This is a genomic window from Anaerocolumna sp. AGMB13025, assembly GCF_029689925.1.
In the GTDB taxonomy this organism is placed as follows: Bacteria; Bacillota; Clostridia; order Lachnospirales; family Lachnospiraceae; genus Anaerocolumna.
Genome location: NZ_CP121445.1, coordinates 3,943,611 through 3,966,912, shown reverse-complemented (window position 1 = coordinate 3,966,912; position 23,302 = coordinate 3,943,611). Strand labels below are relative to the sequence as shown.

Annotated in this window: 20 protein-coding genes; 15 read left to right on the top strand and 5 right to left on the bottom strand. The window is 38.3% G+C overall.

Annotated features, from left to right (window positions below; translation table 11 throughout):
• Window positions 1–102: 102 nt before the first annotated feature.
• Window positions 103–1,113 carry a substrate-binding domain-containing protein gene (locus QA584_RS16405; protein ID WP_278270137.1) on the top strand — a complete coding sequence of 337 codons (1,011 nt, stop codon included), beginning with the start codon at window positions 103–105 and terminating at the stop codon, window positions 1,111–1,113.
• Between the two features lie 294 nt (window positions 1,114–1,407).
• Here the strand turns inward: QA584_RS16405 and QA584_RS16400 are convergent, their stop codons facing one another.
• The 3 genes from QA584_RS16400 to QA584_RS16390 form a co-directional block, all read right to left on the bottom strand.
• A complete protein-coding gene (locus QA584_RS16400; RefSeq protein WP_278270136.1) occupies window positions 1,408–1,917 on the bottom strand; it encodes a flavin reductase in 510 nt (169 codons plus the stop codon).
• 680 nt (window positions 1,918–2,597) lie between these two features.
• Window positions 2,598–4,421: a glutamine--fructose-6-phosphate transaminase (isomerizing) gene (gene glmS / locus QA584_RS16395; RefSeq protein ID WP_278270135.1), complete on the bottom strand. Its 1,824-nt coding sequence runs from the start codon at window positions 4,419–4,421 to the stop codon at window positions 2,598–2,600.
• 193 nt (window positions 4,422–4,614) lie between these two features.
• Window positions 4,615–4,740: a hypothetical protein gene (locus tag QA584_RS16390; RefSeq protein WP_278270134.1), complete on the bottom strand. Its 126-nt coding sequence runs from the start codon at window positions 4,738–4,740 to the stop codon at window positions 4,615–4,617.
• A gap of 508 nt (window positions 4,741–5,248) precedes the next feature.
• Here QA584_RS16390 and rhaB point away from each other — a divergent pair.
• Both rhaB and QA584_RS16380 read left to right on the top strand, forming a co-directional pair.
• On the top strand, window positions 5,249–6,649 hold the full coding sequence (gene rhaB / locus QA584_RS16385; RefSeq protein WP_278270133.1) for a rhamnulokinase: 1,401 nt from the start codon (window positions 5,249–5,251) through the stop codon (window positions 6,647–6,649).
• 278 nt (window positions 6,650–6,927) lie between these two features.
• A complete protein-coding gene (locus QA584_RS16380; protein WP_278270132.1) occupies window positions 6,928–8,181 on the top strand; it encodes an L-rhamnose isomerase in 1,254 nt (417 codons plus the stop codon).
• Between the two features lie 289 nt (window positions 8,182–8,470).
• On the opposite strand, the gene QA584_RS16375 is transcribed toward QA584_RS16380, so the two are convergent.
• Together QA584_RS16375 and QA584_RS16370 are read right to left on the bottom strand one after the other, a co-directional pair.
• Window positions 8,471–10,306 carry a sensor histidine kinase gene (locus tag QA584_RS16375; protein ID WP_278270131.1) on the bottom strand — a complete coding sequence of 612 codons (1,836 nt, stop codon included), beginning with the start codon at window positions 10,304–10,306 and terminating at the stop codon, window positions 8,471–8,473.
• Window positions 10,303–11,859: a response regulator transcription factor gene (locus QA584_RS16370; RefSeq protein ID WP_278270130.1), complete on the bottom strand. Its 1,557-nt coding sequence runs from the start codon at window positions 11,857–11,859 to the stop codon at window positions 10,303–10,305. The genes QA584_RS16375 and QA584_RS16370 overlap by 4 nt, the downstream gene beginning before the upstream one ends.
• 517 nt (window positions 11,860–12,376) lie before the next feature.
• On the opposite strand from QA584_RS16370, the gene QA584_RS16365 reads away from it, so the two are divergent.
• From QA584_RS16365 to QA584_RS16310, 12 genes are all read left to right on the top strand, one after another.
• On the top strand, window positions 12,377–13,885 hold the full coding sequence (locus QA584_RS16365) for a sugar ABC transporter ATP-binding protein (protein WP_278270129.1): 1,509 nt from the start codon (window positions 12,377–12,379) through the stop codon (window positions 13,883–13,885).
• A gap of 15 nt (window positions 13,886–13,900) precedes the next feature.
• Window positions 13,901–14,896, top strand: coding sequence for an ABC transporter permease (locus QA584_RS16360; protein ID WP_278270128.1), 996 nt, complete (start codon window positions 13,901–13,903; stop codon window positions 14,894–14,896).
• A gap of 2 nt (window positions 14,897–14,898) precedes the next feature.
• Entirely contained in the window at window positions 14,899–15,909 is a 1,011-nt protein-coding gene (locus tag QA584_RS16355; RefSeq protein ID WP_278270127.1) for an ABC transporter permease, read from the top strand.
• A 90-nt stretch (window positions 15,910–15,999) separates the two neighbouring features.
• The gene (gene rhaS, locus QA584_RS16350; protein WP_278270126.1) at window positions 16,000–17,088 is read left to right on the top strand and encodes a rhamnose ABC transporter substrate-binding protein; all 1,089 of its coding nucleotides are present in this window, start codon (window positions 16,000–16,002) and stop codon (window positions 17,086–17,088) included.
• 213 nt (window positions 17,089–17,301) lie between these two features.
• Window positions 17,302–17,628 carry an L-rhamnose mutarotase gene (locus QA584_RS16345; protein ID WP_278270125.1) on the top strand — a complete coding sequence of 109 codons (327 nt, stop codon included), beginning with the start codon at window positions 17,302–17,304 and terminating at the stop codon, window positions 17,626–17,628.
• Between the two features lie 159 nt (window positions 17,629–17,787).
• Complete coding sequence (locus QA584_RS16340; protein ID WP_278270124.1) at window positions 17,788–18,585, top strand: class II aldolase/adducin family protein; 798 nt, start codon at window positions 17,788–17,790, stop codon at window positions 18,583–18,585.
• Between the two features lie 30 nt (window positions 18,586–18,615).
• Entirely contained in the window at window positions 18,616–19,263 is a 648-nt protein-coding gene (locus QA584_RS16335; RefSeq protein ID WP_278270123.1) for a GlcG/HbpS family heme-binding protein, read from the top strand.
• Window positions 19,254–20,645 (top strand): aldehyde dehydrogenase family protein, encoded by a 1,392-nt coding sequence (locus QA584_RS16330; RefSeq protein WP_278270122.1) that lies wholly within the window; start codon window positions 19,254–19,256, stop codon window positions 20,643–20,645. Before QA584_RS16335 ends, QA584_RS16330 begins: the two co-directional genes overlap by 10 nt.
• 39 nt (window positions 20,646–20,684) lie before the next feature.
• Window positions 20,685–21,890, top strand: a complete 1,206-nt coding sequence (locus QA584_RS16325; protein ID WP_278270121.1) for a zinc-dependent alcohol dehydrogenase — start codon at window positions 20,685–20,687, stop codon at window positions 21,888–21,890.
• Between the two features lie 19 nt (window positions 21,891–21,909).
• The gene (locus tag QA584_RS16320; RefSeq protein WP_278270120.1) at window positions 21,910–22,224 is read left to right on the top strand and encodes a BMC domain-containing protein; all 315 of its coding nucleotides are present in this window, start codon (window positions 21,910–21,912) and stop codon (window positions 22,222–22,224) included.
• Between the two features lie 115 nt (window positions 22,225–22,339).
• Window positions 22,340–22,615, top strand: a complete 276-nt coding sequence (pduA, locus tag QA584_RS16315) for a propanediol utilization microcompartment protein PduA (RefSeq protein ID WP_161838678.1) — start codon at window positions 22,340–22,342, stop codon at window positions 22,613–22,615.
• Window positions 22,616–22,662: 47 nt separating this feature from the next.
• Entirely contained in the window at window positions 22,663–22,947 is a 285-nt protein-coding gene (locus tag QA584_RS16310) for a BMC domain-containing protein (RefSeq protein WP_278270119.1), read from the top strand.
• Window positions 22,948–23,302: the final 355 nt, after the last annotated feature.

Here is a 23,302-nt window from a genome sequence, read left to right as displayed (position 1 = left end):
ACGGAGGGCTAGGTTGACAAATTAATTTTTCAACCGCAAGTTTGTGCTTGTGCACCACAAACTTGGTATGCGCAAAGAGCGTGCGCAAGAATAGAGGCTAATATGAAGAATGTAACAATGAAAGACATTGCGGACAAGCTTAATATCAGTACGGTCACAGTATCAAAAGCGCTTTCAGACAAAGATGGTGTAAGTGAGGAATTAAGGGATAAGATTAAAACGATTGCAGATGATATGGGATATCGTTATAATACATTAGCGAAAGGGATGAAGGAAGGAAAAAGCTATAACATCGGGATTCTTATAGCAGACCGCTTCATCCGTGACGATGGAGATGCTTTTTATCTTAAAATGTATCAAAGTGTGGTAAAAGCCCTATCCAAGGTTAACTATTACGCTATTATGGAGATAATAACCTCTGAAGCAGAAAAAAGACTGATAATCCCTAATATGATTACAGATAATAAAGTTGATGGAATCATTATCCTGGGACAGATGGGTATTGATTATGTGAATCTCATTAAATATACTGCTATGCCCCTGGTTTTGCTAGACTTTTACGATGAACAGCTTGATGTTGACTCTATAATTAGTGACAGCTTCTATGGCTCTTATAAAGTAACCAACTATTTGATATCTCAGGGGCATAGGAAGATTGGCTTTGTGGGAAAGATATTTTCAACCAGCAGTATACTAGACCGGTATTTAGGCTATTATAAAGCTCTGATATCAAATAATCTTGATGTAAGGCAGGACTGGATCATAGAGGATCGGAGTGAAGAGGGAGAGTATATTGATTATAATCTTCCAGAACAGATGCCTACGGCTTTTGTCTGCAATAATGACGGAGTTGCGTATCTGTTTATTAATAAACTCAAAAAATTAGGTTATAACGTTCCCAAGGAAATAGCTGTGGTAGGTTTTGATAATGATATATTTGCCAGTATATCTTCTCCTAAATTAACTACGGTAGAGGTTGATATAGTTACCATGGCAGAAACTGCAGTAGATGCAATGATACGTAAAATCAGCGGCGATAAGCATACAATCGGAAGAAAAGTAATCAGCGGAAAACTTATAATAAGAGACTCCGTAAGCGTAGTCATGCAGTAATAAATATAAGTAGTAATGTGCAAGAAGTTAGATAAAAGAGATTTTAGAAAGGACGATACAAAAGGGGCTGTGTAAAGATACTATACAAAGAGGTAAAAAGATACTATACAAAGAAGTAAAATGAAAAAGATATTTGCAAAGAGGTAAAATATAATGAGGTTTTGCAGTGAGTCAAAGAAAAAACGGCTATGCAAGCTGAAAAGCAGAAGAGGCTGCTGCAAAGTAAGAAGAGACCATTAGGTCTTTGATATTGTTTCAACAACCTCTTAATCAATAAAAAATAATGTACCTTTTTTATTCTTTTACCAACACCTTAAGAATTTCGGATATATATAGAATATGATAATCTTTATTCGGATAACAGCTTTCGATTGTCTCTTTTTCAATAAAATTGTTCTCATCAAATTGCTGGGCAAAAAGTTTTTTACATAGAAGTACAGTCTTAGCTTCTGCAAAATATGGAATTCCATCTTCATGTGCTACCGTCAGCCCTGATTTTGCTATTTTATCTTCATGTCTGCCGGAGGCAGTTCCTAAATAACCTAAAACCTTATGTAAGCTGTTATCATAGAAGCTTAATGAAAGGGTATCTGCAAAATCAACAAATTCCCTGGTATAGCGCTGAGGACGTATTGCAATAAATGCAGCATTTTTACCCCACATAATGCCGAAGCCACCCCAGGAAGCGGTCATGGTATTAACTTTGCCTTCTTTTTCTGCTGTAATCAGCATCCATTCGTCCCCAATCATATGGAACGGGTTCCCTTCGAGTTTAGTTACAGGTAATTCTACGAAATTATTCATCTTATTCACCCAATTCATATTACAGTCTAACTGTAATACGGCCACAAATTTTATTATGATGGAATCACTTCGTGGCACCTTTCTCTTTCTGATTTTTTATTTTCTTACTATCATAACGGAATGTAACATAATGCAACTACTATAAAGCAACTACCATAAAGTAACTATAATAACACAAAGCAACTACCATAACCATAAGACAACTGCCATAACATAAAGCAACTACAATAACATGATGTACTGCTGTAACTTGATTTAAACTATATGCTTATCGGTTAAAACATCTTAATCTAAGTTTATGAATATTAATTGAAAAGATTATAATAAAAATATATTACTTACAAACTGTTTTACAGGTTAAGATAATATTTTTACTTTAGTTATAGTATAATACGGAATAATTATCAGAATCAAGTAGAATTTGCAGAATTAAATAATGGGTTTTTATATTAGTTATTGTTTACAGGTCAAATGCGCGAAGCGTGTTATTAATCAGCATTACTGCTGTTATTAGCAGTGGTGTGAACAGTAGCTTATATTACAGTTTGATAAAATAAAAAAGCCTGACAAAACTGATAATATATTATTAAAATATTCACAGTTTTGCCAAGCCTTAAATCTTAGGGGTTATAGTCTAATTAACTGATTTTTGCTACAATAATACACAATACATGTTTCAATTATTCAACCGTTACGGATTTAGCCAGATTACGGGGCTGATCTACGTTTAAACCACGGTGTACAGAGGTATAATAAGCTAAAAGCTGCAATACTACAGCAGTAGTAAAGGGAGCCATATTATCAGCCAGTTCCGGAAGGGTGATGTGATAATCGCAAATAGAAGAATCGACTTTAGCATTCCCATTGGTAATTAAGATAACAAAAGCTTCTCTGGCACGGACTTCTTTAATATTGGAAATCATTTTATTATAAATGCCGGATTGGGTGGCCAGGGCAATTACTGGAATACCGGTGGTTACCAGGGATAGAGTTCCGTGTTTTAATTCACCTGCAGCATACGCTTCTGAGTGGATATAGCTGATTTCCTTTAATTTAATGGAGCCTTCACAGGATAAAGCATAATCCAGTCCCCGACCAATAAAGAATATATCTTCTTTGTCTTTTAGGTTAGCACAGATTTTATTAATATCCTCAGCAAGATCTAAGGTTTTTTCAACAGCAGGTATTACAGACTGCAATTCTTCAATATTAGAAATACATTCTGTTTCTGTAATAGTTCCTTTGATTAATGCAAAATGATAAGCAATCAGGTAAAGGCAGGATAACTGGGCTGTGTATGCCTTAGTACTGGCAACAGCTATTTCCGGACCGGCATGGGTATATAGTACATAATCACTTTCTCGTGCAATGGAAGAACCTTTTACATTGACAACGGATAAGGTAGTAGCGTGATGCTCATTGGCAAGTCGTAATGCTGCTAAAGTATCTGCTGTTTCACCGGATTGTGAAATGGTTATTACTAAGGTAGTTTCATCAATAATCGGATCCTGATACCGGAATTCTGAGGCTATCTCTACGGTAACGGGGATTCTAAGGAGTCTTTCCATCATTACTTTACCCACCAGACCGGCATGCATGGCAGTACCGCAGGCGGCGATTATGACACGGTTAATGCCGTCAAATATCTGTTCTGGTATACCATCAGCACTAAAATCCGGAAGCTGTTTATTTTTGATACGGGGTATAATCGTAGAACGGAGGGATTCGGGCTGTTCATGGATTTCCTTTAACATAAAATGAGGATAACCACCTTTTTGGGCCGCGGTAACATCCCAGTTCACATACAGCATTTTGGGAGTAATTACAGTTTCATTTAAATCCGTTACGGTTATGTTTTCTTTCGTTAAACGAGCAATATGAAGTTCCGGCAGTACGAAATATTCTCTGGAATATTTAATTAAAGCAACCATATCAGAGGCAATAACGGACCCTTCTTTGGCGTGGCAGGCAACTAAGGGGCTGCCGTTTCTTATGCAGTAGATAACTTCTGGCTCCTCTGAAAATAATATACAAAAGGCATAAGCACCATCTAAACGTGCTATGGCTTTTTTTATAGCAGCAATTGCATCGCCTTCATATAAGCTGTCAATTAACATGGCAGCAATCTCTGTATCTGTCTGGGAAACCGGATATTTTCCGGCATCAGCCAGTTCTAGTTCTAATTCATGGTAATTTTCGATAATACCATTGTGAATTAAGGTAACTCTGCCAAAGGTATGAGGGTGTGAATTGGTATCTGTTACACCACCGTGTGTTGCCCAGCGGGTATGACCGATACCGCAGGTACTCATAGTTTCAGCTGATAGTAAAACTTTATCCCGAAGGGAAGATACCTTTCCTGTTGTTTTAATCGTATTAACACGATCTCCGTGAAAGAAAGCAATACCCGCACTGTCATAACCACGGTATTCTAAAGCCTCCAGACCCTCAAGTAATACATTTTTAGCTTCTGAATAACCTGTAAAACCTATAATACCACACATAAAATAATCTCCTTCCTTATTTTCGCAAGACAATAAGACAAGTGATTCTGAATTATTCCGTAAGAAATAAACCTCCTGAAATTTCTTTGGAAGTTTAACTCCATGGTAAAAGGCACTTGGTAATTGTCTGCGAACAGCAATCGATTCACGATTTTACTGTTGATTTTTCAATGTTCTTATACTTTAATATTAGTTAATTCCAGTCAGAATTCATAGCAATGCTAAGCTTCAAGCATTCTGTTGAAGTCAAGGCAGTACCTAATCCTGTTTCTTGGTTATGCCGCTGTTGTGCTCCGGTTACCCGAAGTTTTTTCGACATATCACACATCCAAGCATATGAGAGAGCATCCGCCGAAACCTTCGCTGACTCTCTTCCTCGTTAACCTCTAAAAAACCGGGAGTTTTTTTGCTCCTAAACCCAATAGAGGTGCATGGCGCTAATTTAAACATTTCTGTTAGACTGATCCTGGGCTGATCGTGTGAATGAGTTCCTTTTGTTATCACAAAATTAATATATGTTATTCTACTCCTTTCTGTTACCAGCTGTTTTAAGTATAGGTATTTTTGCGATGTTTAAATGGTAACATGAGACAATAGAAAAGTCAATGATTTATAGGCTAAGAATCACAGATGATTGATTTGTCTCTGCAAATAAGGACGTTGTTTTTAATAAATAGCGTCCTTATTTTTTGAAATTATTCAGGTATAATGATAGTATCAGATGAATTGGAACAGGGGAAATACTACATTATAATTATTAAACAACAATTAAGTTTTATAAAGCAAAAGGTATGGACCAAGCATTTAAAAGGAAGTGAGGATTAGATATGCAGAAGTACTATTTGGCAGTAGATATCGGTGCCTCAAGCGGCAGGCATATTTTGGGGTGTCTGGAAGATGGTAAAATTACGCTGGAAGAAATTTATCGTTTCGAGAATGGAATGGTAAAAAAGGACGGATATTTATGCTGGGAACTTGACCGGTTATTCGGTGAGATTGTAAATGGTTTAAAGAAATGCAGAGAAATCGGGAAAATACCCACCAGTATGGGAATTGATACCTGGGCGGTAGATTTTGTATTACTGGATTCAAAAAACCAGATACTTGGCAATACTGTAGGATACCGGGATAAAAGAACCAATGGAATGGATAAAAAGGTCTATGAAGTAATAAATGAAGATGAGTTATATAGCCGCACTGGTATTCAAAAGCAGATTTTTAATACGATTTATCAGCTGATGGCAGTTAAGACAGAACATCCGGAAGACTTAAAATTGGCAGAGAGCTTTTTAATGATACCCGATTATTTTAATTATCTGCTGACTGGTAATAAACGAAATGAATATACCAATGCCACTACAACTCAGCTGGTCAGCCCTGTTACCAAGGACTGGGATATGGATTTAATTGAAACGTTAGGCTATAACAAAACGATGTTCCATACCATTTCGATGCCAGGAACCTTAATTGGCAATTTCACAGAGCAGATGAAAGAGGCAGTGGGCTTTGACTGTGAAGTTATACTACCTGCTACCCATGACACCGGTTCAGCGGTACTGGCAGTTCCTGCTAATGATGAGGATTACTTATATATCAGTTCAGGAACCTGGTCTTTGATGGGAATCGAGAGAAAGGAAGCGGACTCCTCGATGGTTAGTAAAGCTGCTAATTTTACGAATGAAGGTGGTTATGATTACCGGTTCCGTTACCTAAAAAACATCATGGGCTTATGGATGATACAATCTGTAAGACATGAATTAAAAGATGCATATTCTTTTGCCCGGTTATGCGAATTAGCAAAGGAAACAGACGGCTTTAACTCCAAATTAGATGTAAATGATGATGTTTTCTTATCGCCGGATAACATGGTGGAGGCAATCAAGACCTATTGTAAAGAAACAAATCAGAAAGTGCCGTCTACAGTGGGGGAACTTGCTGCCTGCATCTATAACAGTTTAGCCATGAGCTATGCCGAGACTGTGGAAGAAATTGAAAAAATTACCGGTAAACCCTATTCCAGAATTCATATCGTAGGCGGTGGAGCTAACGCAGACTACTTAAACGAGCTGACTGCAAAATATACGAATAAAGCAGTATATGCAGGTCCGACTGAGGCAACTGCAATCGGAAATATCCTTGCACAGATGCTAAAAGCAAAGGAGTTTGTATCCTTAGAAGATGCAAGGAACGGTGTTTTTCAGTCATTTTCTATTAAAGAATTCAAATAAAGGGAAGCTAAAGTTTTAAACAAATTAAAAAAGAATTATATAAAACTTTTTTTTAACGAATTATAAAAAAGAATTTAAATAAAAAGAATTATCAAAAAGTAAAAAAGAATTATTAAAAAGTATAAATAAGAATTATCAAAAAGTAAAAAGAATTATCAAGAAGTATAAAAAGAATTATTAAAAAGTATAAAGAGAATTATCAAGAAGTATATAAAGAATTATCAAAAAAGAAGTATCAAACAAAGAATAAATAAAGAGGTATAAAAAGGAGAATAACAATGACAACAAAACAAAGATATGAATCAGCGAAGGAAATCTATCAAAACCTTGGAGTAGATACAGATGAAGTATTAAACCGCTTAAGCAGGGCTGCTATATCCATGCACTGCTGGCAGGGGGATGATGTGGCAGGTTTTGAAGGTGACGGACAGTTATCCGGCGGAATTCAGGCAACCGGTAATTACCCTGGTAAAGCCAGAAATCCGGAGGAATTAATGGCAGATATCGATAAAGCTCTCAGCTTGATTCCAGGAACTCACAGAATCAACCTTCATGCTAATTATGCAATTTTTGCCCCCGGTGAATTTGCTGACCGCGACAAACTGGAACCAAAACATTTTGCAAAGTGGGTGGAATTTGCTAAAGAAAGAGGATTGGGACTTGATTTTAACCCAACCTATTTTTCTCATCCAAAAGCAGATGGCTTAACACTGTCACATGAAGATGAATCCATAAGGAAATTCTGGATTGACCATGGTAAAGCCTGCCTGCGGATATCCGAGTATTTTGCAAAAGAGCTAAATAAGCCCTGTTTGATGAATATATGGATTCCAGACGGCTTTAAGGACATTCCAGCAGACCGCTTAAGTCCAAGAGCCAGATTAAAAGATTCCTTAGACCAGATTTTATCAATCGATTACGATAAAGCCTTAGTGAATGTAGCCGTAGAATCCAAAGTATTTGGAATCGGTGTGGAAGCCTGCACCGTTGGTTCTCACGAATTCTACATGAACTATGCAGCGAAAAACAACATACTCTGTCTGCTGGATAACGGACACTATCATCCAACAGAAGTAGTGTCAGACAAAATACCATCCATGCTTTTATTTTCAGAGAAACTTGCTCTCCATGTGACCAGACCCATCAGATGGGACAGCGACCATGTAGTATTATTCGATGATGAACTAAAGGAAATAGCAAAAGAAATCGTAAGATGCGATGCATTGGAGCGGGTACTCATCGGTTTGGACTACTTTGACGCCAGCATAAATCGTGTATCTGCCTGGGTAGTAGGAATGAGAAATATGCAAAAAGCTCTCCTGTATGCTATGCTGACACCCTTCAAAAAACTGGCAGACCTACAAAATGAAAGAAATTTCACAGAACTGATGATGTTCCAGGAAGAATTAAAATTCTATCCATTCTCCGATGTATGGAACTATTTCTGTGAAATAAACCAGGTACCGCAAAAAGAGGACTGGTTTAAAACAATAAAAGAATATGAAGCAGAAGTTCTCTCAAAGAGGATTTAACGGATAACTGTTAAATAAAACTGAGCAAAAAGTGCCTTGAGTAAGAGTTCTGTATTTTTTAGAGCTGAAATTTTCGTATTCGTGTTCGCAACATATAGCATTATATATTAACTCTATACAATCAGCCCCAAAACTGAATCATGAAGCAGGGGGTGGTTATGCCAGGATTTATTAGCTTACTATTCTTCGCCTGAAGTCACGAATGACATAGTATTAAGCGTTTTGAAACCTGCCATAACCACCCCCCTGCTTCTTTATCAACGGAAAAATTGATTCGACCAGTACTCCATCAAGTCCCTCCCGTATTAGAAGGTGCTTTCAATGCGGGAATCCTGATTTCAACTTCCGTATATTCACCTTCCTTACTGCGGTAAGATAATCCAAACTGTGCATCATAAAAAAGCTGTAACCTGTTATGAGTATTTAAAATACCTACACCGCTGCCGGAGGAACTCTTAATCTGACCGGACATTAACTGATCAATTCTTTCTTTTGGGATACCAACACCGTCATCAGATATAAGGAAAACGAGAATATTGTCTTCCATCCAACCGGTAATTACTATATTACCTTCTTTGGATTCTTTGCAGAAAATACCGTGCTGTATAGCATTTTCCACAACCGGCTGAAAAATAATCTTTGGAATGGTAAACTCTAACATCGTATCCGGAATGTCAATGGTAAAATGAATCTTATTATCGTACCGCATGTTCTGCAGCTGAATATAAAGGGATACATGCTCTAATTCTTCTTCAATGGTTACCACAATATTTCCTTTACGCAGTGTCATCTTATAAAACTTTGATAAAGCCTGTACCGCAGTGGAAACTTCTTCATTCAGACCTTTTTTGGACAACCAGTTTATCATATCCAGGGTATTGTATAAAAAGTGAGGATTGATCTGGGCCTGTAGGGCTTTAAATTCTGCGGTTCTTAGTTCACTGGCTGTTTTAACCTGTTCCTCGGACAGGTTATTAATTTCACCAATCATATAATTATACGTTTCAATTAAATCGCCGATTTCGTCATGTTCCGTAGGAGTGTTAAGTGGAGTTGGTTTCGTGGTCTTTACCGATTTCATCTGGTTAATCACCGTAGATATACGGCGGACAATGGAATTAGATAATAATAAGGAAACCATACAGGCAAAAGCTAAAACCAGTATATAAGCCAGCAGAAACTCTACAATAAGAGACTTATTTTCCGACCAGATACTGTTAACCGGGATTACGGAAATCATGTACCAGTTAGCTCCGTTTATTTCCTGATAGGAGATATAACACCGTTCCGAAGAAAAGGATTTGACTTCAAACCGGTTAGTATCCGGCACCAGGGGAGGTATTTCATTGTAATAAACCAGATATTTACCCACTAAATTGTTGCTGGAGGATGCAACGATGGCATCCCGTTCGTTTACTACGTATTTAGCACTACCTGGCAGGGTGGTATATTCTTTTAACATGGAGTTAAGATAGGACTTATTAAAATACACAGATACATAAGCTAGTTCTGAGTTATCTTTACCATTTATTTTCCTTGTAAACGAGATAAGACCAGAATCCTTTTTCTCTTTGGTGGTAAGGTACAAGGTCGGGCATAAAAGCTGCCGCTCCCTTGTACTGGCAAAAATGCCATGCCAGTAAGAATTCTTTATATCGCTGATGGGTTTTAAAATCCCCGTACTGGATAAATCGGGATCCTGATAATATGCTTCATAAGCGGGGCTAAGATAAATCTTGATATCAGTTATGGCAGCCCCGTCAATTTTGGCATTCACCGTCTGGAGAAATGAATATAAAGAGGAATAGAGCTTCTTTTTACTGCTTTCCGTATTGTTATCCGGATTTGCAATCAAGTCTGTAAAAGTTTTATCTTTCACAATTTCACCGGACGCAAAACGGATGTCCTCCACGGTATTCTCAAAGTTACTGACGGTTTCCCGGGACAGGTTTAATTCCGAAGCTTTGGTATTAGATACGATAATATTAAAAAGCTGGCTGTAAAATAAAGCAGTAATAATCAGTATGGGAGCCAGTATTAAAATCAGATGGGAAATTAACAGCTTATGCTTTAATTTCATATCATTGGAATAGTAAAAAATCAGCTTTTTTATTGTAGTCATCATTTTCCAAACCGCTCCCTGTATTCCGATGGTGACATTTCAACTATTTTCTTAAAGGCTTTACCAAAATAATTACTGTCACTGTAACCGACTTTTGCAGCAATGTCCGTAATTTTATATCTGGCATCGATTAACATGCTTTTAGCCTTCTCAATGCGAAACTCAGTAAGAAACTGATTCAGGGTCTTGCCTGTTTCGTTTTTGAATAAGGTGCATACATAAGAGGAAGATAAGAATACATGCTCACCAATATCTTTTACGGACAGGGTATCCTTTCGGTAATTTTTACTTATAAACTCCTTAATTGCATAGATAGATGCACTATCTTTGGATTGTTCGGCTATATAGGAGAAAAACAGACTAATTTTATCTAGGAGTAACTGATGCAGCTCCATTAAATTATAGTCCCTGGATACATATTCAAGGACAGTTGCCGAATCTTCTTCGTAAAAGGCGGGTATACGTAAGTTAGCTGCGGTTTGGATCAGTATGGTAAACAATTTGTAATAAAGGTCCTTGGCATAATTTTGAAGGATTTGCTGATTTTCTTTAAAGCTGTTAAAAAGAGCAGTGACACAGACTTTGACTTCCTCATAATTATGTTGTGCCAATGACTCCCCATAAGCGGTTAAAAGTGTCTGATCTGACACAGCAGCATTATAAGATACATCATCTGCTGCAATGATACTGTTATAGTCGTAAAAAAATGAACTTTGCAGTAAAACCACGGCAGAGTTATAGGATTCATATATGTTTTTAATACCCTTTACACGTTTGCCTACCGCAATATAATATGGATACTTATTTATTAAATAAGAGGAAAGTAAAAGGCAGATATTACGAATTCCGTAATCGCTGCTTTTATTATCAGAAAAAATGTGCAGAATCAAATATTCATCATTTTTAACCGACTGGATATATTCCATATGAAACCTTGCCACAATCTCATCAATATTAGAATATAACTCATTCATAAATGGGTCTGGGATACCTGAGATTGCAGTTTTTAAGGTAATAATTAGTGTGGTAAAATCTGTGGTTGGTTTAATCTGAAAACCTAAATCTTCAAATTGTTTTGTGTAATCTGAATAGTTGGTTTTGGCAGAAGGATAAATGATCTGCAATGCAAGTTTATTCTGGGAATATTTGTTGTGGTGGTCGATATGGATCTGGTTTTTGGCATGGAAGAGTTGTTCTTTAAGGGCAAGTTTGATGGAAGCTTCCAATTCTACACTGTCTATGGGTTTCTCCACATAGCTGATTACTTTTAGCTTAATGGCTTCTTTCAGATATTCCTTATCGGAATATCCACTCATAAATATAATACTTGTTAAAGGCAGTATCTTTTGCACTTCTTTTGCCATTTCGATCCCATTCATTCTTGGCATACGAACGTCGCTTAATATGATATCCGGTTTATGGAGTCTGCAAAGCTCAATTCCGTTAATACCGTCATCTGCCTCATAAATTTGGTCTATACCAAGCTGTTTCCAATCAAAATCAGAAATAATACCTTCTCTGGTCAGTTTTTCATCATCTGCAATTAATAGTTTCATGGCAGCTCCTGCTGATATCCGGGGAAAAATTCCGGACTAAGTATGAATCTTAAGGTTCATAAACCTAAGACAACTAATAGGTAATATGGATCTGACATTCGTAACCCCCAATACATAATACAAATGTCGTTTGTGAAAGATAAGGACATTCCTAGGACAAATTTGTCCACTTTCTTTCTGATTCCTTTATTTTAGCAAAGAAAAGTTAAAAAAGCAAATGGCAACAAACTCCGCAAAAGTATATGTAAGTTAAAAGAAAAGATCAAGAAACCCAATATAATTGCGGTTTTTTTAAAAACAAAATAACAAAAAACCATAAAATACAAGAAAAACACAGTAATATAATACCCTGCTTCAAACAAAATTACGGTAGGTTTTCAGTAGGTGTGATGATATCATTAGGATATATTAAGGTTGAAAGAAAGGTTGAAAGAAACTGCAAGAATTGAATAGAAGCCTAGTAAAGAGACAGAGAAGAGAAGAAGGAATCTGCAAAACATATGGAAGGAGAATGAACATGTCTGATTATGTTCTTGAACTAAAAGGGATAACTAAAATATTTCCGGGTGTGAAGGCTTTAGATAATGTGCACTTTCAATTAAAGAAAGGTGAGATTCATGCTTTGATGGGAGAAAATGGAGCTGGAAAATCCACTTTTATCAAGGTAATTACGGGGGTACATAAAGCGGAAGAGGGGACGATGTTCCTGGATGGAAAGGAAGTTAATTTTAAAAACCCAAAGGAAGCGCAAGCAGCAGGAATAGCGGCGATCTATCAGCATGTAACAGCTTATCCCCATCTTACGGTTACCGAAAATATCTTTATGGGTCATGAAAAGGTTCAAAAAGGTACCGGCAGGATCCTTTGGAGTCAGATGCATACAGAAGCTAATGAATTATTAAAACAATTAAGCGCTGATTTTGATGCTGCCACAGAAATGGGAACCTTAAGTGTGGCACAGCAGCAGATGGTTGAGATTGCAAAGGCCTTATCCATGAAAGCGAGAATTATTATTATGGATGAACCCACCGCAGCACTAACCAAAAGGGAAAGCGAAGAATTATATAAAATTGCAGAGAAATTAAGGGATGATGGAGCATCCATCATATTCATCTCCCATCGGTTCGAAGATATGTATCGTTTGGCCACCAGAGTTACCGTATTCCGAGATGCCCGGTATATCGGCAGCTATGATGTAAATGGCATCACCAATGAAGATTTGATTGTTGCCATGGTAGGAAGAGAGATTACCCAGCTGTTCCCAAAACCTGAAATAAGTATCGGGGAAGAAGTACTGAAAGTAGAAAACTTAAGCCGTACCGGTTATTTTAAGGAGGTCAGCTTTCACGTTAAGAAAGGAGAAATTTTAGGACTTACCGGTTTAGTTGGTGCCGGACGTACGGAAGTTTGTGAAACCATATTCGGTGTTGAAGCGAAGGACGGAGGAAAAATATATCTCAATGGCAGAGAGGTAGATGTGAAAGGACCGTTGGACGCCATGAACCTTGGAATTGGATATCTGCCGGAGGACAGGCAGAAACAGGGGCTGATACTGGACTGGGGAATCGGTCAGAATATTACACTTACGATTATTAATAGTCTTACCAAATATGGAATCATAAACGGGAAGAAAGAAAGAGAATTGGGTAAACTCCTTGCTGAAAAAGTAGATACCAAAGCAGTTACCATTTTTGATAAAGCAAGTTCTTTATCCGGAGGTAATCAGCAGAAAGTCGTAGTTGCCAAACTCTTAGCCTCAGATTTAAAACTTCTTATATTGGATGAACCTACCAAAGGAGTGGATGTCGGTGCGAAAGCGGCTATCTATGAAATTATGGGTGAGTTAGCCAGCCAGGGATACGCCATTATTATGGTATCCTCTGAAATGCCGGAGATTTTAGGCATGTGTGACCGTATTGTTGTAATGTGTGAGGGCAGGGTAACGGGGGAACTCTTACGCAGTGAAGCCACCCAGGAAGCGATACTGGAAAAAGGTATGGCTAAGACAGCTCATAGTAAAGGTTAAGTGAGGTGATAAAGAATGGAAAAAAGTAAATTTAACTTAAAAAACATAACTGGGACAAGAGAAATGAGCCTGATAGTAATATTAATAGTCCTTTGTATCTTCATACAGGCAAGAAATAATTCTTTTATGTCAATTACCAATATTAATGATCTGGTAACCAATGCGGTAATGATGAGTATTCTGGCTGTTGGTATGATGTGTGTATTATTAATCGGCGGAATTGATATTTCCATCGGCTCCACCATAGCCTTTTCCGGAATGACGGTGGCATTATTATTAAGATCCCATCCCGAAATTCCAACCATCATATCCTTTGTGCTTGGAATCCTGGTAGGAACCCTGTGTGGACTCTTAATTGGATTGATTATTGCAAAAGGTAACGTGATTCCCATTATTGCAACCCTTGGTTTAATGAATGTTTACAGAGGCGCTACTTATCTAATCGCCAATAATCAGTGGGTTGCTTCTTATCAGCTTCCGGCGGGCTTAAAGGCTTTTGCAACTGGTAAGTTCTTAGGAATCAACAATATGATTGTTGTCGCAATCCTTATCTATGTCATATTTGCTTATTTTATTAAATTCACCAGGACCGGCAGAAAAATTTATGCCGTGGGAAGTAATGTGGAAGCAGCAAAAATAAGCGGTATTAATATAGACCGTATCAATATTTTGGTTTATTCCATTATGGGTGGTTTATCCGGTCTGGTCAGTATTCTCTGGTTATCAAAGTATGCTTCTGCCCAGGGCGATGCAGCAAGCGGACTTGAGATTGATATTATAGCAGCCTGTGTTATCGGCGGTGTCAGCTTAAATGGCGGTAAAGGTACCGTATTAGGTGTAATATTAGGAACTATTACTTTGGGTATATTAAATAATGCGCTGCCATTAATTAATATCTCACCATTCTGGCAGGATGCAATCAAAGGTTTGGTTATAATCTTAGCAATTATCATCAATACAACATCCCAGAGATCCATAGACAGGAAAAATCTGAAAAGGAGGGAACTTTAATTATGGGAAAGTCAAAACGAGTCATCAGTGCAGAACAGAAGTTTTCCTTAAAAAAATTTTTCTTTCAGTGGGAATGGTTTTTAGTACTGTTATTTATCGGAATTAATATTATGAACTCCAACTTATCACCTTATTATATGAATGGTGATGGTCTGCTTAATGCTACTTCTTCTTTTCTGGAAAAAGCGTTCCTGGCATTACCGATGGCATTTGTACTAATCCTCGGGGAAATCGATATATCCGTAGGTTCTACGGTTGCTTTGTCTTCGGTAGTCATGGCAGTTTCTTATAACAATCTTGGTGTTCCCATGGGAGCGGCCGTTATAATCTGCTTATTAACCGGAACCTTTTGTGGTTTTATGAATGGTTTTATCTTAACAAAATATAAAGAACTAGCACCTATGATTGTTACCTTAGGAACTCAGATTTTATATCGCGGTATAGCTACCATGATATTAAAAGATCAGGCCTCCGGCAATTTTCCTGCCTGGTTTAGTGATATTTACTGGGGATCCATTGGAAGTATTCCTTACATGCTTATTATCTTTATAATATTGGCAGTAATCTTTGGGGTTGTCTTACATAAAACCACCTTTGGCAGAAGAGTATTTGCAATTGGCAGCAACCGGGTAACCAGCAGGTATTCCGGTATCCAGGTTGACAGAATCCGTCTCATTATCTATACCGTAACCGGTACGATGGCTGCAATTACTGCTATTTTCCTGACCTCCAGGATGGGAAGTACAAGACCAAACATTGCTATGTCCTATGAATTGGATGCAATTGCAATGGTAGTACTTGGTGGTATCTCTACAAGCGGTGGGAAAGGAAGATTTATTGGTGCAGTTATTTCTATCTTTATTATTGGTTTCTTAAGATATGGTTTGGGTTTAATCAATGTAAGTTCTCAGGTCATGCTGATTATTATCGGGTGTCTTCTCATTGGAGCAGTTATGATTCCCAAATTAAATTTTATGAAATTTTTTAAAAAGGAAGTAGCAAAAGAAGCATAAATGGTGTTAAAGTATCTTTTGCTGACATGATTAACATTGTTACAGATAGCGAAAGCTGTTGATGTATAAAAATATTTTAGGAGGTTTACAATGAAAAAAATGAAGAAGGTTTTATCTTTAGTATTGGTATTTTCCATGGTATTAGCGTTATTTACTGCCTGTGGAAAAAAAGCACCGGATGCACAGACACCAGCACAGGGAGGCAGTACAGGAACTACGGATTCTGCAGGAGCAGATTCAATGGCAGGCAAGAATTTTGCTATTTTAGTAAAAAGCGCCGGAAATCCTTACAATGAAAAGGAAAGCTCAGGCTTTAAAGAGGTTATTGAAGCAGCAGGTGCTACTGCGATTTTAAAAGCACCGGAAGCTGCAACTGCAGAGGCACAGATTACTATGATTAATGAATTAATTGCCCAGAAAGTAAGCGCCATTGCCATTGCCGGTAATGATTTTGACGCCCTTCAGCCAGCTCTTAAAAAGGCTATGGATCAGGGCATCAAAGTATTATCTTTAGATGCAGCTGTTAATAAGGACAGCCGTATGGTTCATATCAATCAGGCAGACAGCGAGAAAATCGGTCGTACATTAATCCAGGCAACGAAAGAAATGGTTAAGGGAGAAGGACAAATCGCCATTCTTAGTGCTACAAGCCAGGCAGCTAATCAGAACACCTGGATTGAATGGATGAAGAAGGAACTGGAAGAAGGAGACTATAAAGGTATTGAATTAGTAAAGATTGCTTATGGTGATGACGAATTCCAGAAATCTGTTGATGAAACAGAAGCATTGCTGAAAAACTATCCTGACTTAAAAGCAATTATTGCACCTACAACGGTAGGTATCGCAGCAGCATCTAAAGTTGTTACCGACAAAGGTTTAATTGGTAAGGTGGCAGTTACCGGTCTTGGACTTCCAAGTGAAATGGCCGAGTATATTGCTAACGGCTCCTGCCCTTGGATGTACTTATGGAATCCGATTGATGTAGGCAGTTTGGCAGCCTACGCTTCCATGGCACTTGTTAAAGGTGATATTACCGGTGCTGCAGGGGATAAATTTGATGCGGGTTCCCTTGGCTCTTATGAAGTTATATCCGCAGCAGACGGAGGTACCGAAGTCCTTTTAGGAGCACCATTTAAGTTTGATAAGGATAATATCGACGAATGGAAAACAGTATACTAAAATAAGATTTGGGCTGATGCAAAAATTAAAGTTATTAACTTATGCAGAATAAAAGTACTTGGTACTTTGCGGTTAATGTAAGCTTTTGATTTTGCATCAGCCCTTTTCTTATTGGTTAACAGGATAGGAGTGCAGACAATAAAGCAAGTGATAGGAAAAATAAAATTAGTAATAAAATTAATAATATAAGCTGCATTTTAGGAGGAAGCAAACATGGAAAAAAGTAATAAATATGCCTGGACCTGGAAAGTGAAAGAAGAGTTTTTGGAGGAATATGTAAGGATGCATTTGGAGCCCTGGACTGAGATAATGGAGGAACATACAAAAGCTGGGTATAGGAATTATTCTATATTTCAGAATGGAAATCAGTTTTTTTATTGTTTTGAGTGTGAGGATATAGAAGCGGCTAACGCTTATATCGCTAAAAGTGAAGCCTGCAACAGGTGGAATGCGATTACCTCTCAAATGGTGGAGGGTTCCTTTGATTTTAATGAAGCAGAACCGATTAAATTTATGAAAGAAGTATTTTATCTCAAATAAGAAGGGAAAGCCTGGCATCCATATAACTACAAACAAATAAAAAACAACAAAAACAACAAATAACTTAATTTATAAGTTGACTTAGGCTATAATAAGTGTTACAATACAGTCAAACAAACAAAAAACAACTAAAAACCACAACTATAAAGGAGAATATTTATGACATCTGAATACGAAATCAAAAAAGAAATATGCGAAATTGGTAGAAGAATCTATAATAAAGGAATGGTTGCAGCTAATGATGGTAACATTTCAGTAAAAATCAGTGAGAATGAATTTTTATGTACACCTACTGGTGTCAGCAAAGGATTCATGACTCCCGATTATATATGTAAAGTTGACAAGGAAGGTAAAGTAATTCAGGCTAATGGCAACTTCAAACCATCCTCCGAAATCAAGATGCATATGCGCGTTTACAAAGAAAGACCAGATGTGGTATCCGTAGTACATGCTCATCCTATGTATGCAACCGGCTTTGCGATCGCCGGAATTCCATTAACTCAGCCCATCATGCCAGAAGCGGTTATTACACTTGGCTGCGTTCCGATTGCTGAATATGGTACACCTTCAACGGAAGAAATTCCGGATGCAGTGTCAAAATATCTTCCGTATTATGATGCGGTTTTATTAGAAAATCACGGTGCTCTTACTTATGCAGACTCTCTTTTGGCGGCATACCACAAGATGGAATCCGTTGAGTTCTATGCCCAGTTATTGTTCATTGCAAAGCAACTTGGCGGACCACAGGAATTATCCGAAGCTCAGGTTCAAAGATTGTATGAAATCCGCAGACAGTTTGGCATGACTGGGAAACATCCCGCAGATCTATGCCAGAATAATAAAGAAGGTAAAGCAAGCTGCTTTAACTGTAATGAAAAAGGTTCCCACACTCCGGATACTACAGAATTAGTGTCTGAAATTACAAAGAGAGTGATCGAACAATTAGGGTTAAAATAATCGAGTCACTTTAAGAAAAGAGAAATGATTATGTCCGATCATAATGAAAACAATAATAATCTTTTGGAACTATATCAGGATTTAGACAGATTAGCGGGATTTATTGACGGTATTTTAGATAAATCAAAAAGTACGGAATTAACTGATAATCTCAGACTAATGAAACATAAATTACTTAAAACCAGGACTCAGATGATTGAAGAAGCAGTAAAAAAGGCATTAATGGAATATCTTCCTCCGGTCAAGGAAGAGGTCAGGTCAGATATCAGCCTTAACCAGGCGGTGGCTCTGATTCAGGCAGTAGAGAAGGAAGCAGTAAGACGGGGTATCAAGGCTGTTATCGCTATTTATAACAGTGCAGCCCGTCCGGCAGCCATACATTGTATGGACGATGCTTATATCGCAAGCTTTGATGTAGCAGAGAATAAAGCATATACCTCAGCAGCCTTAAAGATGTCTACTGCCGTACTTAAAGACTTAAGTCAGCCCGGGCAGGAATTATATGGTATCCAGCATACAAATCAAGGCAGAATTGTAATCTTTGGCGGAGGAGAACCTCTTATCTGGCAGGGAAAAATCATCGGGGCTCTTGGAGTCAGCGGCGGTACAGAGGAACAGGACAGAGAACTGGCAGCTTTTGGCAGTACTAAATTAGAGGAGGTTATGACGTGGCAGTAAGTGAGGCACAAGTGAAAGACATTGTGGAAAAAGTTCTATCACAGTTAAAACCTGAAGCAGGAATTAGCGGTAAGAAATTATCCGGTGTCTTTGAAGACATGGAAGAAGCAATAAAAGCATCAAAAAAAGCACAGGCAGTTATGCAGAAACTATCCATGGACTGCCGTGAAAAGATTATAAACAACATCCGTAAAAAAACCATGGAAAGTGCGGAAATCATGGCAAAAATGGGCGTAGAAGAAACCGGTATGGGTAATGTAGGACATAAGATATTAAAACACCAATTACTGGCGGAAAAGACTCCCGGGACGGAAGACATAGCAACCATAGCCTGGTCCGGCGACAGAGGACTTACCCTGATTGAGATGGGACCTTTTGGAGTAATCGGTGCCATAACACCCTGCACTAATCCAAGCGAAACCATTCTCTGCAACAGTATTGGAATGATAGCAGGGGGCAACACCGTAGTTTTTAATCCCCACCCAGCAGCAATTAAGGTTTCAAACTTTGCAGTAAACCTGGTGAATGAAGCCTCTGTAGAAGTTGGCGGACCGGATAATATAGCAGTATCTGTCACAAAACCTACCCTGGCTACCAGTGACATTATGTTAAAACATAAAGACATTCCCCTAATCGTTGCAACCGGAGGTCCTGGTGTAGTAACCACAGTGCTTTCCTCGGGAAAACGCGGTATTGGAGCCGGAGCCGGCAATCCCCCGGTACTAGTAGATGAGACAGCGGATATTAAGAAAGCAGCTATGGACATTGTAAACGGCTGTACCTTTGATAATAACCTTCCATGCATTGCAGAAAAAGAAATTGTAGCGGTAAATGAAATCGTAGACGAACTGAAACATTACTTATTAGAAAATGACTGTTATGAAATCTCGAAGGAAGAACAGGATAAATTAACAGCCGTGGTTTTAAAAGACAATAAATTAAACAGAAAATGTGTCGGTAAAGATGCCCGTACCTTACTTTCCATGATTGGTATTAATACACCGGATAACATAAGATGTATTATCTTTGAAGGTGAAAAAGAACATCCCCTTATTGCAGAGGAATTAATGATGCCGATTCTTGGTATTGTAAGAGCAAAAGATATTGATGACGCAATTGAAAAGGCAGTTTGGTTAGAGCACGGCAACCGCCACTCCGCACATATGCACTCCAAGAACGTTGATAATATAACACGTTTCGGTAAAGCAATTGATACGGCAATCTTTGTTAAAAATGCACCTTCCTATGCAGCATTAGGCTTTGGCGGCGAAGGTTATTGTACTTTTACTATTGCCAGCAGAACCGGCGAAGGTCTTACCTCAGCCCGTACCTTTACAAAGCAGAGACGATGTGTTATGTCGGACAGCCTTTGCATCAGATAATAACGTTCATTTGGAACAAAGTAAATTGGAGGATTTGTCATGGATGTAAATTCATCAAAAATTGAAGAAATAGTAAAACAGGTTCTAAAAGAAATGAAAAGCGCACCGGCTGAGAAAGCCCCTGGGACTGCCGCTGGAACCATACCTAAGACCAGCAGGGCAGCTCTTCTTTCAAAATTAGAACAAATTGAAATAAAAGAATATCCCATTCCAGAACTTGGTGATGATGATATTTTAGTTAAGGTTGAAGGCTGTGGTATCTGCGGAACCGATGCCCATGAGTTTAAAAGAGATCCATTTAGTTTAATACCAGTGGTATTAGGACATGAAGGTACCGGAGAAATAGTAAAGCTTGGTAAGAATGTGAAAAAGGACAGCGCCGGTAAGACATTATCCGTAGGGGATAAAGTAGTATCCTGCATGATATTTAAAGATAATCCGGACATTACCATGTTTGACTTGAATAAGCAAAACGTAGGCGGAGCAGATGTTTATGGACTTTTACCCGATGACAACGTACACCTTAATGGGTGGTTCGCAGATTATATTGTAATCCGCGGCGGTTCCACTATATTTAATGTAAGCGATTTGGATTTGGATTCCAGAATCTTAATCGAGCCTTGCGCAGTATTAATCCATGCGGTGGAAAGAGCGAAAACCACAGGAATCTTAAGATTTAACAGCAGAGTAGTAGTTCAGGGCTGCGGACCGATTGGTCTTATCTGTATTGCAGTACTTCGTACTATGGGTATAGAGAATATCGTGGCGGTGGACGGTGAACAGAAGAGACTGGATTTTGCAAAAGAGATGGGTGCTAACAGTTCCGTGAACTTTAAAGATTTTAACGGAATCGAAGCCCTGACAAAAGGTGTGGAAGATGCTTTTGGCGGACATTTGGCGGATTTTGCATTCCAATGTACGGGTTCTGCTGTAGGTCACTCCAATATCTATAAATTCATCCGCAACGGCGGCGGGCTTTGCGAACTTGGTTTCTTTATCAATGGCGGAGATGCTACCATCAATCCTCACTTTGATATTTGTGCAAAAGAAATTACTACTGTTGGTTCCTGGGTATATACCTTAAGAGACTATGCCACTACCTTTGATTTCTTAAAGAGAGCAAAGGGAATCGGACTTCCAATGGAAAAATTAATTACCCACAAATATCCTTTAAGTCAGATTAATGAAGGTTTTGCCACTAATCTTAAGATGGAAGGCTTAAAAATAGCCATTGTAAATGAATAAGAAAGGCACGGTTTAATGTATGGCTAATGCTGTTGGAATGATAGAAGTGTTTGGACTTGTAGCGGCTTTCGTTGCAGGAGATGCCGGCTGTAAAGCCGCCAATGTCACGATTGAAACCTTCGATCGTAATAAGCCTGCTAATGCGGATAGTCTTCCCGTTCCTTTAATCGTCATGGTAAAGTTTCGCGGAGGCGTAGAAGATGTAAAAGCGGCAGTTGAGGCAGCAGAAGCTGCAGCAAACAAAGTATCCGGAGTTATAACAAAACATATTATTGCAAATCCGGAAGCAGATACGGAAAAATTACTTGCATTAAATGGACTGGATAAGAATTAACTTGAACAATGCAAGGTAATGTAAATAAATACTATATTTATGTAATATAAATGCTATATTAATTTATTATTTAGAAGCTATTACAAAAAGATATAACAATTAGGAGGATATTAAAATGGCACAAGAAGCTTTAGGTATGGTAGAAACCAGAGGATTAACAGCAGCAATTGAAGCAGCGGATGCAATGGTAAAAGCAGCAGAGGTTGTATTGGTGGGAACAGAAAAAATCGGTTCAGGACTTGTAACTGTGTTAGTACGCGGTGACGTAGGCGCAGTAAAAGCAGCTACTGAAGTAGGTGCGGCAGCAGCAACAAGACTTGGTGAATTAGTAGCGGTACATGTAATCCCTAGACCACATACAGATGTAGAAAAAATTCTTCCAAAAATCTGATCTGAAATGATTTAAATGCGTGCCATGCACGCAGACGGGAGCAACAAATGAAATCTTATGGATTTATTGAAATACCCAGTGTAACAGCAGCGATTGAAGCACTTGATACCATGTGCAAGACAGCAGATGTGGAATTTGTAACCTGGGAACGTAAATTAGGCGGACGACTTGTTACTATTATCGTTCAAGGGGATGTGTCTGCGGTAACACAGGCGATTGAAAGTGCAGCTAGTAAAGCTATGAAACCCTGTGTCCATGCGGTAATTCCTAACCCTCATGAAGAAACCATCAGGATGGTTAATATAAGCGCAAGCAGAATAAGTACACAGTAACCGAAGCCAAAGGGCAGAAGGAGCTAATATGGCAGAAGCAAAGAAGCCTGATGTGACATCAATCAAAAAAGAAGCAGCTAATAATGAAAAAACGGCTATGAATGCAAAAGATTCCGCGACTGTAAAAACAGTACCTGAAAAGGAAACTGTGCCCGCAAAGAAACAGGAATCTGCAGACATAACAGTACCGGCAGAAGAGACAACAGCGGTCAAAGCAGAAGCAGCAGTAAAAACAGAAAAAACCGGAGCAAAGGCTGCTAAAAAAGAAAAAGTGAAAGAACAAGTAAAAGAATTAGTAAAAGAAACTATAAAACCAATTCAAAAAGAAACAGTACAAACAACTGTTAAGGAGGAA